Consider the following 16,061-nt stretch of genomic DNA (forward strand, 5'->3'; position numbering starts at 1 on the left):
GACAATACTAGCCGCTCTCCAATCTGGTGCCCGGCCGCTTAAACAAGAACGCGCAAGCTGCGCGCACCCAAAGCGACAATAGCGACGATGGCGCGCCCGCTGCGCGGACAACAAGACGCGAGCATCGGGTGAGCCGCGGGGCGAACCACCGGCGCACTTTTTCTCGCATTTCAAATACTGGAATGACTGCCTCTGAACCGACGAGTTCCGCCGCTGGCGACGCTGCTGACCAACATGGCGCGCGCGCCACACCGGATCCGGCCAGTCCGGCGGATCCGCAGCCGGGGCAGGGCCCCGGCACCATGGCTGCCGGCGCCTTTGCCATCACCGCGGCGCAGGGGCTGCAGCCGGCTGACGGGGTTGGCCAAGCAGGCGGCCACGTATTGTACTCGGCTGCGTATTCGCATTACGCGCGCCGCGTGCTGCAGGCCCGGCCGGAGTTGCCGGCCGTCCTGGCTGCCGCGGCCGCCCAGCCGCTGACGCGCGCCTGGATGCAGGCGCGGCTGCAGGCGTTGCATGAGCCCTCGGCGGATGCCGAGGAATCCGCCAGGCGCACCCTGCGCCGTCTGCGCGCCGAAGTGATGTGCGCGGTGATCGAGCGCGATTTGCGCGGCCTGGCCACGCTGGGCGAGGTCACCGGCGCCATGACCGACCTGGCCGAACTGGCGATCCAGCATGGCCTGGCGATGCTGGGCGACGACCTGGCCGCCACCTTCGGCCGCCCGCTCGGCGCCCAAAGCGGCGAGGTGCAGGAGCTGGTGGTGGTGGGCATGGGCAAGCTGGGCGGGCGCGAGCTCAATGTCTCGTCCGACATCGACCTGATCTTCCTCTATGACGAGGACGGCGAGACCCATGGCGGCTCGCGCAGCCTGTCCAACCACGAGTACTTCATCAGGCTGGGACGCCGGCTGATCAACCTGCTGGCCGAGGTGACCGCCGATGGCTATGTGTTCCGTGTCGACATGCGGCTGCGCCCCAACGGCGATGCCGGCCCGCTCGCGTGCAGCCTGGGCATGCTGGAGGAATACCTGGTGGTGCAGGGGCGCGAGTGGGAGCGCTATGCCTGGATCAAGGGCCGCGTGGTGTCGGCGCTCGATACGCCGCACGCGCAGCGCACCGCCAGCCTGCTGTCGCGGCTGACCACGCCCTTCGTGTTCCGCCGCTACCTGGACTACGGCGTGATCGCGGCGATCCGCTCGCTGCACGCGCAGATCCGCAGCGAGGCCGCCAAGCGCAGCGGCGGGCTGGCGGGGCACGGCATCAACCAGCGTTCGTTCAATATCAAGCTGGGCCGCGGCGGCATCCGCGAGATCGAATTCATGGCGCAGGTGTTCCAGCTGATCCGCGGCGGCCAGGACCCGGTGCTGCGCGTGCGCCCGACGCTGGAGGTGCTGGCGGTGGCGGTCGAGCGTGGCCTGCTGCCCGCCGGCCAGGCTGAACAGCTGGGCGATGCCTACCGCTTCCTGCGCCAGCTGGAGCACCGGCTGCAATACCGCGACGACGCCCAGACCCACCACTTGCCGACCTCGGCTGACGAACAGCTGGCGGTGGCGCAAATGATGGGTTGCGCCGACTGGCAGGAACTGCTGGCACGCCTGGCGGCGCTGCAGGAGCCGGTGGCGCAGCAGTTCGAAGCCACCTTCTCGGATCCCGATGCCGCCCCGTGCGAAGCGCTGTGGCCGGGCATTGTGTTCGACGATAACGCCGCGCAAGCGCAGGACAACCCGGAACAGAAGCAGGACGACGCGGCCTGCGACGATGACGTCGCCCCCTGCCGACGCTTGCAGGCCGCCGGCTTCACCGACTGCGCCGGGCTGCTGGACCGGCTGCGCGCGATCGCCTCGTCGCTGCGCTACCGCGCGCTGTCAGAGTCCAGCCGCGCGCGCTTCGACCAGCTGGTGAACCGCGCGCTTGACCTGGCCGCGCGCCAGGAAGACGCCGACAGCACCATCGCGCGCTTTATCGACTTCCTCGAGGCGATCAGCCGCCGCGCCTCCTACCTGTCGTTGCTGTCCGAGTATCCACAGGCGATGGACCGCGTCGCGCAGACGCTGCATGCCTCGCGCTGGGCCGCGGCCTACCTGACGCGGCACCCGCAGCTGCTGGACGAACTGCTCGACAGCGATGCGCTGGCCGGCGCGCCCGACTGGGCCGCCTTCCGCAAGCGCCTGCATGAACGGCTGCTGGCCGCCGAAGGCCAGGTCGAGCAGCAGATGGATATCCTGCGGCGCGAGCATCATGTCGAGACCTTCCGCGTGCTGCTGCAGGACCTGCAGGGCATGCTGACGGTGGAGCAGGTGGCCGACCGCCTGTCCGACCTGGCCGATGCCATGCTCAAGGCCACGCTGGAAACCGTCTGGCGCCAGCTGGCCACGCGCCACCGCGACACGCCGCGCTTCGCGGTGATCGCGTACGGCCGGCTGGGCGGCAAGGAACTGGGCTATGCCTCGGACCTGGACATCATCTTCCTGTACGACGATGACCATGAGCGTGCGCCCGACGTCTACGCCGCCTATGCGCGCCGGCTGATCACCTGGCTGACCAGTCATACCGCCGCCGGTGCGCTGTTCGACGTCGACACGCGGCTGCGCCCCAACGGCGCGGCCGGCCTGCTGGTGACCAGTTTCGAGGCGTTCCGCCGCTACCAGCTGCGCGAAGGCGACAACACCGCCTGGGTGTGGGAACACCAGGCGCTGACGCGCGCACGCTTCTGCGCCGGCGACGCCGCCATCGGCGACCGCTTCGAGGCGCTGCGCGGCGAGGTGCTGTGCCAGGACCGCGATGCCGCCGCGCTGCGCGACGAGATCGTGCAGATGCGCCGCAAGGTTGCCGAGGGCCATCCCAACCCGACCGACCTGTTCGACCTGAAGCACGACCGCGGCGGCATGGTCGATATCGAGTTCACGGTGCAGTACCTGGTGCTGCTGCACAGCCGGGCGCATCCGCAGCTGACCCGCAATGCCGGCAATATCGCGCTGCTGCGCGAGGCTGGCGAGCTGGGCCTGATTGACGCCACGCTGGCGCTGGCGGTGGGCGACGCCTACCGGCTGTTCCGCGCGCGCCAGCACCAGCTGCGGCTCGACGGGCAGGCGCACGCGCGCGTCGCGCCCGCGTCGGTGGCGCAGCAGACCGGACAGGTGCGCGCGCTGTGGCTGGCCGTGTTCGGTGAAGCCTGACGCGGCAGTTCCGCCGGCACCCGCCGGGGCATCTTGGCCGGGGCTGCTGGCGGCGACCGCGCTGGTGTGGGCGCTGTCGGCCTGGTTCACCTTCATGCCGTGGTGGCACGCGCACGGCCTCTACCTGCGCGATGCGGTGCGGCTGGACGGCCAGTGGTGGCGCCTGGCCACCGCCATGTGGGTGCACCTGGACGGACACCACTGGCTGGCCGACGCGCTGGCGGCCGCCGGCGTGCTGGCCATCGCCGCGCGCGTGGCGCGGGCGCGCACCATGCTGCTGGTGCTGGTTGCCTGCGGCATCGCCGTGCAGGTGGTGCTGCTGCGCGTGCCGGCGATTGCATGGTATGGCGGGCTCTCAGGCGCCTTGCACGGGCTGGCCTTGTGGGGCGCGCTCGGGCTGTTGCGGGCATCGGGCCTGGCGCGCGCCACCGGCGTGCTGCTGTGCCTGGGCGTGCTGGCCAAGGTCTGGGTGGAACAGTCGTGGCTGGCGCCGGTGGTGTTCGATCCGGCCTGGGGATTTGGCGTGGTGCGCATTGCGCACGCGGCCGGCGCCGTGGCCGGCCTGCTGTGCTGGGTCTTGCAGGAGTGGTGGCTGGCGCGGCGCCCGGCCCGCGGCGACGACGCCTGAGCCGGAGCGGGCGCCGGGTTTACATGCGGCGCCGCAGCGCGAAGGCCAGCAGGCCGGACAGCGCCAGCAGCATCGCGGTCCAGGGTGGAACGGCGCCGCCGCCGCCGCCCGAGTCCGGTGCCGGCGCAGCCTGCGCCGGTGGCGTGCCCGCCGCGGCCACCAGTGCGCCGTCGGCATCGAGCAGGCCGGCGCCGCAGACGCCCGGATTGGTGGTGCAATAGGTGCCGGACGGATGCGGGCGTGCAGAGGTCTTCAGCGCCGCAGTGACCTGGGCAGGCGTCAGCGAACCATTGACCGCGAACATCATCGACACCACGCCCGAGACCATAGGTGCAGCGAAGCTGGTGCCCGCGGAGTCCGTCACGACATAGGTGCCAAGGCCAGTCTTGCCATTGTTGTTCAAGGTGCGAATGACCGACGGCGTGGTCGTGCACTGCCCATTGACTATTTGCGAGTTGCCGCACCCGCCGCCCGGCGCGCTGATCGCGACCTGCGGTCCGACGTTGGCATAGCTGGCATTTTCGCCGTCGTTGGCATGCGCCGTGACCGCGATCACGCCGCTGCAGTCGCCCGGCGCTTCCACCGCGCCGCGCTCGTTGCCGGCGGCGGCCACCACCACTACGCCGCGCGCGTTCAGGTCGTTGACGGCCTGTTGCTCAATGCTGCTGCAGGTGCCGCCGCCGAGGCTGATATTGACCACGCGCGCCGGCGTCGGATTGGCCGGCGCGTTGGGTACTGACAAGCCGCCGGCCCAGCGCATGCCATCGACGGTATCGGACAGCAGCGCGCCGCAGCGGCCCGATACGCGCACGGGCAGGATGCGCGCGTTCCAGTCGACGCCCGCGATGTCCTGCGCGTTGTTGGTCTGCGCGCCGAGCACGCTCGCCACGCGCGTGCCATGCCAGCTGTTGTTGGTCGCCGTCTGCGTGGGCGTGGAACTGCCGGGGCAGGTAAAGCCGGCCTCGAGGTTGTCGCCGGCATCGGTGGCATCGGCGTCGCGGCCATCGCCGTCATTGGAAATCGTGCTGCTGCTGATGAAGTCGTAGCCCGGCAACACGCGCGCGGCCAGGTCAGGGTGCGGCAGGATGCCGGTGTCCACCACAGCGATCACCACGCCACTGCTGCCGCGGGTGCGGTCCCACGCGCGCGGCAGGTTGACGCCGCCCACCGCCGTGCCGGTACCCATCAGGTAAGGCTGGCGCGAGATGAACTCGGGATCGTTGGGCAGGGTGTCATGCAGCCGCAGCCAGCGGTCGGGCACGGCGTCGGCCACGCGCGGGTCCTGGCGCAGCCGGGCCGCCGCGGCTTCCGGGTCGGCTGCCAGTGCGTCGGGCACTTGCAGCAGCTGCAGGTTGCCGCCCATGGCGCGGCGCGCCGTGACGGCAATGCCGGTGCGCTCGCTCAGCTGCTTGAGCGCATCCGCCGCGGCCGCAGGCGTCTTGCTGTTGCCATCGGCGCCATCGCGCCAGCGCACGATGATCTGGCCGGTGTAGGCGGGTGCGGCATGGGCGCCGGCAGCCAGTGCCGCGCTAGCCGGTATCGCGCCGCACACAGCGGCGGCGGCGAAGACGATAGCCCGCCAGCGGCGGGTCACGGGGCTGCTACGGAAGTCGGACTGCGCGGGTTGCGGCATGTATACCTCCTGGGGCGTAGCGCGCGGGGTGGCTTGTTATGTAGCGAATACGATCCAGCTCAGTTGCGCAAGGGCACTGAATGCTTAGAACCCGTCCTGCATTCGGGCTCAGCTCTGCGGCATGTCGCGGCTGGTGGGAGCGTTGCGGTTGGGCTTGAGCACGCGGTCCGGCTCGGCGGTCTCGATGCGGGGCGCGGCGCGCAGGGTCTCGACCGCCTGGTCGATGGTGGCCTCCGCCGACGGCGAGATCGCTGTGACCAGCCAGACGCCGCCGGACATCGGGCGCTTGACCACGTAGCGGATCGGGCCCTTGATCCCGGCCAGCAGCTTGCCGGCATCCTCCGACAGGGTCACCGCGGGCGGCTTGAAGCGCACCATGATGTCGCCAAGGGCGCGGTCATCGCTGATGCTGCCCGGCGGCGGGGCCGAGGACTTGGGCTGGGCCTGGCAGGCGGACAGCGCCAGCAGTGCGGCCGATGCGGCGGTGGCGATGGCCAGCACGGCGCGCAGCGATGCGCGCGGGCGTTGCCGGAGGCCGGCTTGCGCTTGGCGGGTCATGGTGAAGCTCCTGTCAGTGTATGGATTGGCGCACGTGCTGGGCGGGGCATCAACCGGCGGCGCGGCGGTTGCGCCGGCCATCCTTGCCGCCCGCGCCGCGTGCGGGCTGGCTGCCCTGGCCGCCGGACATGCCTTGCGCCAGCATTTCTTCCGCATGTTGCAGTGTGGTGGCGGTGACGGTGGCGCCGCCCAGCATGCGGGCGGTCTCGACCACGCGTCCGGCGGGATCCAGCACCCGGATGCGCGAGCGCGTGACCGAACCGTCGCCTGCGTCGGTGGTTTCCTTGCTGACCAGCAGGTGGGTGCCGGCCTGTGCCGCCACTTGCGGCAGGTGCGTCACGCACAGCACCTGGCGTGCGCGGCCGAGCTCTTGCAGGCGCCGGCCGACCACTTCGGCCACCGCGCCGCCGATGCCGGTATCGACCTCGTCGAAGATCAGCGTGGGCGTGGGCGAGGCTTCGCTGGTGATCACCGAGATCGCCAGGCTGATGCGCGCCAGTTCGCCGCCCGACGCCACCCGGGCCAGCGGCCGCGGGCTTACGCCGGCATGGCCGGCGACCAGGAATTCGACCTGCTCCAGTCCATGGCTCTGGCCTTCGTCGAGCGCATTGAGTGCGGCGACAAAGCTGCCGCCGGCCATCGACAGGCCCTGCATGGCGTCGGTGACCGCGGCGGACAGCGCCTGCGCGGCATGCTTGCGGGCGTGGCTCAGATGCTGCGCCAGGGTCAGGTAGGCGGCCTTGGCCGCGGCCTCGCGCGCCATCACCTTGTTCAGGTCCTGTGCGGCCTGCAGGTCGTCCAGCTGCTGGCGGCGTGCCACCAGCTCGTCGGGCAGCTGCTCGGGCGGCAGGCGGTACTTGCGCGCGGTGGCGTGCAGCGCCTGCATGCGTTCGTCCACCGCCTGCAGCCGCTCGGGATCGAGTTCGAGCCGGTCGACATAGCGCGTGAGCGAATGCGCGGCCTCCTCGGCCTGCATCTGCGCGGGCTCGAGCGCGGCCAGCACGTCGCGCAGCGCGGGATCGACATCGGCCAGCTGCTGCAGCTTGTGCACGATGGTATTCAGCGCCGACAGCACCGAGCCGTCGGCCTCGGACAGTGCCTCCAGCGCGGCGCGGCTGCCGTCGATCAGGCCGGCGGCATGAGACAGCCGGTTGTACTCGGACTGGATCTCTTCCCATTCGCCCGGCTGCGGGTTGAGCTTGTCCAGTTCGCCGACCTGCCATTCCAGCCGTTCGCGCTCGAGCTGCATCTCGCGCGACTGGTGTTCCACCGCCTCGCGCTGGCGCACGCAGGCACGCCAGGCGCGCCAGGCCTCGGCCACGGCGCCGGCCTGCTGCGTGAGGCCGGCGTGGGCGTCGAACAGCAGCCGCTGCGCATCGGGGCGCAGTAGCAGCTGGTGCGCGTGCTGGCCGTGGATGTCGACCAGCTGGTCGCCGACTTCGCGCAGTTGTGCCAGGGTGGCGGCGGCGCCGTTGATAAAGGCCTTGCTGCGGCCGCCGGCATCGACGGTGCGGCGCAACAGCACGGTAGCCACGCCGTCTTCCGCTTCACTGTTGAGCTCGCGCTCGGCCAGCCAGGCATCCAGTGCCGGGTGGGTCGAGAAGGTGGCGCTGACGCTGGCGCGCGGGGCGCCTTCGCGCACCACGCCGGCATCGGCGCGTTCGCCCAGCACCAGCGCCAGGGCATCGATCAGGATGGATTTGCCGGCGCCGGTCTCGCCGGTGAAGACGGTGAAGCCAGTGGTGAAGTCCAGGTCGAGCGTATCGACGATGACGAAATCGCGGATGGACAGGCTGCGCAGCATCGTGGCGTGGAAGGTAGTCGGTCCGATGGGTTCGGGATCAGGCTCAAGGGGCGGCTTGATTGGCTCAGAGGCGATTGTCTTCGGAAGGATACTCGTGCCAGTGCAGCTTCTTGCGCAGCGTGGCGTAGTAGTTGTAGCCGACCGGGTGCAGCAGGTTGATGGTCTTTTCGGAGCGCCGCACCACGATGCGGTCGCCCGGCAGCAGCGAGGTCAGCGACTGCATGTCGAAGTTGACGCTGGCGTCGCGCGCGCTGGCCACCTCGATGATGACCTCGGCGTCGTGCGGCAGCACGATCGGGCGGTTGGACAGCGCGTGCGGGGCGATCGGCACCAGCACCACGCCGGACAGCGTCGGATGCAGGATCGGGCCGCCGGCGGACAGCGCGTAGGCGGTGGACCCGGTGGTGGTCGACACGATCAGGCCGTCCGACCGCTGGTTGTACATGAAGTGGCCGTCCACCGACACCGCCAGCTCGACCATGCCGGAGATGCCCGAGCGGTTCACCACCACGTCGTTCAGGGCCAGCGCGGAGAAGATGTCCATGTCGTCGCGCACCACGCGCGATTCCAGCAGCAGGCGGTTCTCGGCCTCATACCGGCCGTCGAGCATGTCGGGCAGCACGGTGTGCACATCTTCCAGCGCGATGTCGGTCATGAAGCCCAGCCGCCCGTGGTTGACGCCGATCAATGGCACGTCATAGCCGGCCAGCTGGCGGGCGATGCCCAGCAGCGTGCCGTCGCCGCCCAGCACCACGGCCACGTCGGCATGCCGGCCGATCTCCTCGGCGGACAGGGCAGGGTAGGCGGTCAGCCCGGTGGCCAGCGCGGTGTCGCGCTCGAACACCACGTCCTGCCCGTTGCGCAGGATATAAGAGGCGATCTCCTCCAGCGGCCCTTCGATGCCGGCAGTGGAGTACCGGCCCACCAGGGCGACGGTCTTGAACGAAGTGCGCACGGCGCTGGCTTTCGGGGGGACGGACATGCCGGGATTAGACCATACCGCCATGACGGTTGTCAGCAGGCGCGGGCGGGCGGCCCAGGCCGGCCGCCAGAAGGTCCAAAACTTGCGTAAAATCGGAACATCATGGATGAACGCTCCAAAACGCTGCTCAAGACTCTGATCGAGCGCTATATTGCCGAAGGGCAGCCGGTCGGTTCCCGCACCCTGTCGAAGTACTCGGGGCTGGACCTGTCGCCTGCGACCATTCGCAATGTGATGTCCGATCTGGAGGAAATGGGCTTTATTGCCAGCCCGCACACCTCGGCCGGCCGTATCCCGACCCCGCGCGGCTACCGGCTGTTCGTCGATTCGATGCTGACGGCCAAGCCGCTGGAGCGCAACGCCGACCTGGCCGAGCTGACCGGCCAGATCCAGGACCAGCTCGGCGGCCAGCAACTGGGGCCGCAGCGCATGATCACGGCGGCGGCGCGCACGCTGTCCAACCTGTCGCACTTTGCCGGCGTGGTGATGACGCCGCGCCGCGCGCAGGCGTTCCGGCAGATCGAATTCATGCGGCTGTCGGACAAGCGCATCCTGCTGATCATCGTCAGCCCCGAGGGCGATGTGCAGAACCGCATTATCCAGACCGAGCTGTCGTACACGCCGGCCCAGCTGATCGAGGCGGCCAACTTCTTCAACTCGCACTATGCCGGCATGAGCTTCGACACGGTGCGCGGCCACCTGCGGGTGGAACTGCAGGACCTGCGCCGCGACATGTCGCAGCTGATGCAGGCCGCGGTCGAGGCCGGCAGCGTCGCCGAGGATGAGGACGACGACCACGTCTTTATCAGCGGCGAGCGCAAGCTGCTGGAAGTGGACGACCTGGCTTCCAGCATGGACAAGCTGCGGCGTCTCTTCGACGTGTTCGAGCACAAGACCAGCCTGCTGCAGCTGCTGGACGTGTCCAGCCATGCGCAGGGCGTGCAGATCTTTATCGGCGGCGAAAGCCGGCTGGTGCCGATCGAAGACATGGCGGTCATCACTGCCCCGTATGAAGTCGACGGGCAGATCGTCGGCACGCTCGGCGTGATCGGCCCCACGCGCATGGCGTATGAGCGCGTGATCCCCATCGTCGACATCACCGCGCGCTTGCTGTCCAGCGCCCTGAGCCAGAACTAGTGGAAAGACTGGCTGGTCTGACAAGCGGCTCCATTCCTACCGAGCGCGGCAATCGCCGGCGCGCCGCACCGGCGCCATTCCGGCACCGTGCCAACCCGGAAGCGACATGACGTTTTCTCCCGAACCGGCCTACCTGCACGGCCAGGCGCCGCGCACGGCGATCCTGCTGGTCAACCTGGGCACCCCGGACGCTCCCACGCCCAAGGCGGTGGGGCGCTACCTGAAGGAATTCCTGTCCGACCCGCGCGTGGTCGAGATCCCGCGCGCGGCCTGGCTGCCGCTGCTGCATGGGGTGATCCTGCCGCTGCGTTCGCGCGCCTCGGCGCTGAAGTACGAATCGATCTGGCTGCGCGAGGCCCATATGACGGGCTCGCCGCTGCTGGTCTACAGCGAGCGCCAGGCCCATGCGCTGCAGCGGCTGCTGAACCAGCACGGCCATGAAGTGACGGTCGCGTGCGCAATGCGCTACGGCAACCCGTCGATTGCCTCGGTGCTGGAGGCGCTGCGCCGGCAGGGCTGCGAGCAGGTGCTGGTGCTGCCGATGTATCCGCAGTACTCGGGCACCACCACGGCCACGGCTTTCGACGAAGTGTTCCGGGTGCTGGGCCAGTGGCGCAACCAGCCCGAGCTGCGGCTGGTCAAGCATTTCCATGATCACCCGGCCTATATCTCGGCGCTGCACCAGCAAGTCGGCGCCTATTGGGCGCGGCACGGCATGCCGGACTTTGCGCGCGGCGACAAGCTGATCCTGTCGTTCCACGGCGTGCCGCGGCGCACGCTGGAGCTGGGCGACCCCTATCACTGCGAATGCCTGAAGACCGGCCGGCTGCTGGGCGAGGCGCTGGGCCTGCAGCCGGGCCAGTATCAGGTGACGTTCCAGTCTCGTTTTGGCAAGGCGGAATGGCTGCAGCCGTACACCGCGCCGACGCTGGCCGAGCTGGGCAAGGTCGGTGCGGGCCGGGTCGATGTCTTCTGCCCGGGCTTTCCGGCCGACTGCATCGAGACGCTGGAAGAAATCGCCATGGAAGGGCAGACCGAGTTCAAGGTCGCGGGCGGCAAGGATTTCCACTTCATCCCGTGCCTGAATGATGGCGATCCCTGGGTCGCGGCCATGGCCGAGATTGCGCTGCAGCACCTGCAGGGCTGGCCGCTGGCCACCCCGCATGCGCACGAACTGGAAGCACGGCGCACGCGCGCCCAGACCCGGGGAGCGGCGGCATGAACGTCGACTTTGAGCCGGATGCGCGCCAGCGCATCGACAAATGGCTGTGGTGCGCGCGCTTTTTCAAGACGCGCTCGCTGGCGGCCGAAGCGGTGGAGCGCAGCAAGGTGACCGTCAACGGCCAGCCGTGCAAGAACTCGCGCGAGGTGAAGCCCGGCGACATGGTGGTGCTGGAAGCGCACCAGCAGCGCTGGGAACTGGTGGTGAAAGGCATTGCCCCGGCACGCGGGCCGGCGCCGGTGGCACAGACGCTGTACGAGGAAAGTGCGGAAAGCCAGTCCCGCCGGCTGGCCGATGCCGAGCGCCGGCGCCTGCAGCCGGAGCCGTCCGCGCAGATCCAGGGGCGCCCGACCAAGCGGGACCGGCGCCGCATCGACCACCTGAAGCGCTGAAATGACAACGCGGCGGCACCGGGAAGCTCCGGCGCCGCCGCGCAGTGGATCAGAGCCAGGTTGCGCTTATTCCTGCGTGACTTCCTGGCTGACGATAGGGACGATGTAATGCTTGAACACCGCCTTGCCGCTGCCATACTCCGTATCGCGCGGGGTGAACGCGCCGGAAAGGCAAATAAAGACGGTCATGACCGCCAATGCGGCCACAAGGCAGAGCGTCACGACTGGCAGCTTATGCATGGCCAACCTTTCGGAAGAGGCACAAAGTTGAACCATCTCCAGGGACCCCCGACATTTTTGTCATTTTTCTTACTGAGAATCTTAGTGAGTGCAATGCAGCAAAGCAATAAGGCGTCGATTGCATATGCCTGGCCTTTGTAACCGTGTGTTTCCGCGTCACGCCAGCGCCACTCTTGAAAACCTGCGCCTTGCCACCACCTGCACGGAACACGCGCCGATTTACCACCCGCGGCCAGGCCCACGGCGGGCCGCGACAATGCATTGATACGGATCGACATGGAAGAACAGAAGCAGACGCCAACCACCCAGACGCCTACGCCCGCGGGCGATGAGGCCGCCAACGCCAGCCCGGAAACCGGTGCGCCGGAAACCGCTGCCGTGGACGACGTGGCGGCCCAGCTGGCCGCCCTGGAAGCCAAGGCGCGCGAGCATTACGACCTGTATATGCGCGCCGTTGCCGAAGGCGAGAACATCCGCCGCCGGGCGCAGGACGATGTCGCCAAGGCGCACAAGTTCGCCATCGAGAACTTCGCCGACAATCTGCTGCCGGTGATGGACAGCCTGCAGGCCGCGCTGGCCGACGGCTCGGGCGATATCGCCAAGCTGCGCGAAGGCGTTGAACTGACTGCGCGCCAGCTGGCCGCCGCCTTTGAGCGCGGCAAGATCGTTGAACTCAACCCGGTAGGCGAGAAATTCGACCCGCACCGCCACCAGGCTATCTCGATGGTGCCGGCGGACCAGGAGCCCAATACCGTGGTGACCGTGCTCCAGCGCGGCTACACCATTGCCGAGCGCGTGCTGCGGCCGGCGCTGGTGACGGTGTCGGCACCAAAGTAAGGCGGCCCGGGGACGGCGGCGTGCCGTCCTGGATTGCGACCTGACGCCCGGTGCCGGCTGGCCCGGGCGTTTGTCATTCTGGAGCGAGCATGACCACTGAACCAAGCGCTGGCTCGGCGGAGTCGTCCCCGGCTCCCCACCTCGACCGCCGCGCCTTCGAGACATTCGGCATGCGCGAGGTCGATGACGGCAGCATCGACGCGGCCATAGCCGGGGCCGGCGACGCGCTGGTGTGCGTGTTCTTCTGGGGGGTGGACTGCTTCAACTGCGAGATGGCCAAGAAGGCCATGCTGGCCAACCCCGAACCGGTCCGCGCGCTGGACCTGCACTGGCTGCATGCCAACGTCTACGCGCATCCCGGGCTGGGCCGGCGCTTTGGCCTGCATGGCATCCCGGTATTCATGTTCTTCCAGAACGGCAAGAAGCTGGGCCGCGCCACCGGCTGGCATGGCCACGGCCAGTTTGCCGCCGCGGTGGCCAATGCGCGGCTCAAGGCCAGCGGCAAGCCGCTGGCCGGCTGAGCGGCCTGGCCGTTCGGCGGGCTCAGCGGGACAGCGCGTAGCCGATTCGGAACTGCCAGGGCAGCTTGTGGTTGTAGTCCAGCAGGCTCTCGCCATAGCCGACAAAGTAGCCCGCCATCAGGTAGCCCGCGGTGCCGGGGATCAGCCGCGCCATCGGGTAGGTCAGCTGGGCGTCGACGCTGCCGTACCACTTGCGCGTGCCCTTGCGCAACGTGGCGGAGAACTCCCATGAGTCCGGGCGCCCGTAGGCAATGCCCAGGTCCATGAAGCCGCGGTAGTGGGCGATGTCGGGGTTGTCGCCCTTTTCCACATAGGCGTAGAGCTTGGGCGCGACGCGCCAGTGCCAGTCGTTCTGGTCGCCGAAGTAAAAGGTCGGTTTGACGAATACCGTATTGATGCTGCGCGATTCGTCGCCGCTGCGGCCATTGGATTCATGCTCCAGGCCGGCCGCCAGCGACAGCCGGCTGATGACGTTGTTGCGCACGCCGGTATCCGACAGGTAATAGAACAGGCTGGGCCGGTAGTTGGTGTCGCGGAACGGCTTGGACTGCTCGGACAGGTCCCACAGCGAAAACTGCGTGTAGGCCACGTACAGGTTGTCGAACAGGCGCTTCGACGCCGGATCCTCGCCCTCGAACAGGCGGTACTTGAAGCTCAGCTGGAACTTGGCGTTGGCGCCGCCATGCGCGCCGACCATGAAATACATCGGGTCGTGGAATGACAGCCGGGCGCTGTCGCGCAGGTCAGCCGGCGCGGGTGCCGCAGCGCCCGCCGTGGTGACCGGGGTGACCGGCACGACGGCGTCGTGGGCCGGCTCGGTGCCGTTCGCTGCCGGCGCTTTGCTGGCGACCGGCGCTGCAGCGGTGGCGGGTTCGCCGGGCCGCGGCAGGCGGTTCAGCGTCACCAGTACCGGCGCGGCGTCGATGCCGGTGGCATCCAGCCGCACCTGGCCGCGCAGGGCCGGCGGCAGCGCCACCGTGTAACGGATCGCGCGATGTTCGCCGCGGCGCAGGTTGACCACGGCCGGGCCAGAGACTTCGCGCCACAGCACCAGCCGCAACGGCGCCTGCAGGTCGCCCGAGGCGGTGACTTCGAGCGTGTCGGGGATCCGGTAGCGGCGCGTGGCGTCGTCGGCGCTGACCACCAGGGTCAGCGTCAGCGGCTGGTTGCCGTCGATCACGCGCGGCGGCTGCAGCAGCGCCACCCCGGCGTGGCCGGCCAGCGGCCAGGCCAGCATCAGCGACAGGCAGATCGGGGCAACGGCGCGGCCGGCGGGCCGGCGGGGAAGGGCAATACGGGGCATGGCTTGCGGGCACCACGCCGCCATGTGACGGCAACGTGGCTAGGGAAAATACGGACCCGCAAAGCCTACCACGCACCCATCGGAGGGTTGTGACGAATTGTACGCGTCACTTTGAGGCGTGAGGCGTACCGGAGTTAGCGGTTGGCGCGGCGCTTGACGCAATCGACGTAGTGGTCGCCGTCGGGCGGCTGGCCGGTGCGCTGTGCCTGCCACAACATTTCGCCCAGGCATTCCATCACCTGGTGCTGCGCGTCGTGCGGCGAGTCCAGCCGGCGCGCCAGCGCCTCATAGGCCTGGCGGATGCCGCGCGGCTGGTCGACCGAGACCTGCTCGGAGATCGACAGGTGCATCGACAGGTGCAGGAAGGGGTTGGTCTGGCCTTGCTCGGGAGTGTAGTCCTGCGACAGCGCACCTTCGGTGTCGCGCAGCAGGCCGTGGTACTCGGGGTGCTCGCCGATCCAGTCGACGGCGATGGCTTCCAGCGGGGTCAGCACGCCGCCTGTGAGCTGCTTCTGCCAGGCATCGCAGAAGAACCGGCGGACTTCTTCTCGTGAGGGATTAAACATGGTGGCGACATTGTAAACGAGGGCCGCGGACCGCGCTGGAGGCCCCGTGGTTGCAAGCGGCGCCAAGTAGAATGCGGGATCGCCGACTGCCTGCCCGCCCGATGACTGCTTCCGCCCAAACCGCCCCGGACTACGCCCGCGACAAGCTGGCCGGCGTGCTGCTGATCGCGCTGTCGGCCAGCGCCTTTGGCGCCATGGCGATCTTCGCGCGCTTTGCCTACGCGGCCGGCGCGGATGTCTACGGGCTGCTGCTGGTGCGCTTCGTGCTGGCAGCCGCTGCGCTGGCCTGGGTGATGCGCACGCGCGGCATCGCCTTGCCGCCGTGGCGCCGCGTGCTGGCGCTGGCGGCGATGGGCGGCATCGGCTATGTCGGCCAGTCGTTCTGCTTCTTCAGCGCGCTCAATCATGCGCAGGCCAGCCTGGTGGCGCTGTTGCTGTATCTGTATCCGCTGTTCGTGACGATCCTGGCGGCGGTCTTCCTGAAGGAGCGGCTGACCACTGCCGCGGTGGTCGCGCTGGTGCTGTGCTCGGCAGGCGCCGGCCTGACCGTCGGCGGCGGCGAGGGCTCGCCGCTGGGTATCGCGCTGGGGCTGGCGGCGGCGGTGATCTACTCGGTCTATATCATCGTCGGCGCGCGCGTGACCGCCGGCGTCAACCCGATCGCCACCACCACGGTGATCTGCACCGTGGCGGCGCTGGTCTACGGTGCCGTCGGCCTGCTGCGGATGGGGGCGGGCGCGCCGCCGCAGTTCCCGGCCACTGCCGGCGGCTGGCTGGCGCTGGCGGGCATCGCGCTGCTGTCGACGGTGCTGGCGATCCTGACCTTCTTCGCCGGCCTGCAGCGGCTGGGCGCGGCGCAGGCGTCGATGCTGTCGACGCTGGAGCCGGTAGTCACCGTGCTGCTGGCCGCGCTGCTGCTGGGCGAGCATATCGGCGCGGCGCAGGCCGTTGGCGGCGGGCTGATCCTGGCCGGCGTGCTGTGGCTGACCCGCCGGGGCAGTGCGCCGGCGCCGGCCCGCGCCGATATGCAAGGGAATTGAACGGGTTGCTCAAAGGCGCTGT

15 protein-coding genes are annotated in these 16,061 nt (G+C 69.2%); 8 read left to right on the forward strand and 7 right to left on the reverse strand.

The genetic code is table 11. From position 1 onward, the window contains the following. Window positions 1–182: 182 nt before the first annotated feature. The gene (gene glnE / locus A3A5_RS0125230; RefSeq protein WP_018313261.1) at window positions 183–3,176 is read left to right on the forward strand and encodes a bifunctional [glutamate--ammonia ligase]-adenylyl-L-tyrosine phosphorylase/[glutamate--ammonia-ligase] adenylyltransferase; all 2,994 of its coding nucleotides are present in this window, start codon (window positions 183–185) and stop codon (window positions 3,174–3,176) included. After that, window positions 3,166–3,804, forward strand: coding sequence for a rhombosortase (rrtA, locus tag A3A5_RS0125235; RefSeq protein WP_018313262.1), 639 nt, complete (start codon window positions 3,166–3,168; stop codon window positions 3,802–3,804). The genes glnE and rrtA overlap by 11 nt, the downstream gene beginning before the upstream one ends. Window positions 3,805–3,823: 19 nt before the next feature. Here the strand turns inward: rrtA and mprA are convergent, their stop codons facing one another. The 4 genes from mprA to A3A5_RS0125255 all read right to left on the reverse strand — a co-directional run bounded on the left by mprA (window position 3,824) and on the right by A3A5_RS0125255 (window position 8,781). Continuing rightward, window positions 3,824–5,437: an MprA protease, GlyGly-CTERM protein-sorting domain-containing form gene (mprA, locus tag A3A5_RS0125240; RefSeq protein WP_018313263.1), complete on the reverse strand. Its 1,614-nt coding sequence runs from the start codon at window positions 5,435–5,437 to the stop codon at window positions 3,824–3,826. A gap of 108 nt (window positions 5,438–5,545) precedes the next feature. Next, window positions 5,546–5,995, reverse strand: coding sequence for a hypothetical protein (locus A3A5_RS0125245; protein ID WP_026201110.1), 450 nt, complete (start codon window positions 5,993–5,995; stop codon window positions 5,546–5,548). Between the two features lie 49 nt (window positions 5,996–6,044). Next, window positions 6,045–7,799: a DNA repair protein RecN gene (recN, locus tag A3A5_RS0125250; protein WP_018313265.1), complete on the reverse strand. Its 1,755-nt coding sequence runs from the start codon at window positions 7,797–7,799 to the stop codon at window positions 6,045–6,047. Between the two features lie 64 nt (window positions 7,800–7,863). Beyond that, window positions 7,864–8,781 (reverse strand): NAD kinase, encoded by a 918-nt coding sequence (locus tag A3A5_RS0125255; RefSeq protein WP_018313266.1) that lies wholly within the window; start codon window positions 8,779–8,781, stop codon window positions 7,864–7,866. Window positions 8,782–8,883: 102 nt separating this feature from the next. Between A3A5_RS0125255 and hrcA the strand changes: the two genes are divergently transcribed. The 3 genes from hrcA (at window position 8,884) to A3A5_RS0125270 (ending at window position 11,532) form a co-directional block, all read left to right on the forward strand. Beyond that, entirely contained in the window at window positions 8,884–9,918 is a 1,035-nt protein-coding gene (gene hrcA / locus A3A5_RS0125260; RefSeq protein WP_018313267.1) for a heat-inducible transcriptional repressor HrcA, read from the forward strand. A 106-nt stretch (window positions 9,919–10,024) separates the two neighbouring features. Next, a complete protein-coding gene (hemH, locus tag A3A5_RS0125265) occupies window positions 10,025–11,140 on the forward strand; it encodes a ferrochelatase (protein ID WP_018313268.1) in 1,116 nt (371 codons plus the stop codon). Then, on the forward strand, window positions 11,137–11,532 hold the full coding sequence (locus A3A5_RS0125270) for an RNA-binding S4 domain-containing protein (protein ID WP_018313269.1): 396 nt from the start codon (window positions 11,137–11,139) through the stop codon (window positions 11,530–11,532). The genes hemH and A3A5_RS0125270 overlap by 4 nt, the downstream gene beginning before the upstream one ends. A gap of 66 nt (window positions 11,533–11,598) precedes the next feature. Here A3A5_RS0125270 and A3A5_RS44170 read toward each other — a convergent pair whose 3' ends face one another. Beyond that, window positions 11,599–11,772 (reverse strand): hypothetical protein, encoded by a 174-nt coding sequence (locus A3A5_RS44170; RefSeq protein ID WP_010809048.1) that lies wholly within the window; start codon window positions 11,770–11,772, stop codon window positions 11,599–11,601. Between the two features lie 276 nt (window positions 11,773–12,048). On the opposite strand from A3A5_RS44170, the gene grpE reads away from it, so the two are divergent. Both grpE and A3A5_RS0125285 read left to right on the forward strand, forming a co-directional pair. After that, window positions 12,049–12,609, forward strand: coding sequence for a nucleotide exchange factor GrpE (grpE, locus tag A3A5_RS0125280; RefSeq protein WP_018313271.1), 561 nt, complete (start codon window positions 12,049–12,051; stop codon window positions 12,607–12,609). Between the two features lie 89 nt (window positions 12,610–12,698). Further along, entirely contained in the window at window positions 12,699–13,130 is a 432-nt protein-coding gene (locus A3A5_RS0125285; protein WP_018313272.1) for a thioredoxin family protein, read from the forward strand. A gap of 22 nt (window positions 13,131–13,152) precedes the next feature. On the opposite strand, the gene A3A5_RS0125290 is transcribed toward A3A5_RS0125285, so the two are convergent. Continuing rightward, window positions 13,153–14,433: a phospholipase A gene (locus A3A5_RS0125290; RefSeq protein ID WP_018313273.1), complete on the reverse strand. Its 1,281-nt coding sequence runs from the start codon at window positions 14,431–14,433 to the stop codon at window positions 13,153–13,155. A gap of 134 nt (window positions 14,434–14,567) precedes the next feature. Then, window positions 14,568–14,999, reverse strand: a complete 432-nt coding sequence (locus tag A3A5_RS0125295) for a DUF1841 family protein (RefSeq protein WP_018313274.1) — start codon at window positions 14,997–14,999, stop codon at window positions 14,568–14,570. A gap of 101 nt (window positions 15,000–15,100) precedes the next feature. Here A3A5_RS0125295 and A3A5_RS0125300 point away from each other — a divergent pair, with 101 nt between their 5' ends. Continuing rightward, entirely contained in the window at window positions 15,101–16,039 is a 939-nt protein-coding gene (locus tag A3A5_RS0125300) for a DMT family transporter (RefSeq protein WP_018313275.1), read from the forward strand. Window positions 16,040–16,061: the final 22 nt, after the last annotated feature.

The organism is Cupriavidus sp. UYPR2.512 (assembly GCF_000379565.1).
In the GTDB taxonomy this organism is placed as follows: domain Bacteria; phylum Pseudomonadota; class Gammaproteobacteria; order Burkholderiales; family Burkholderiaceae; genus Cupriavidus.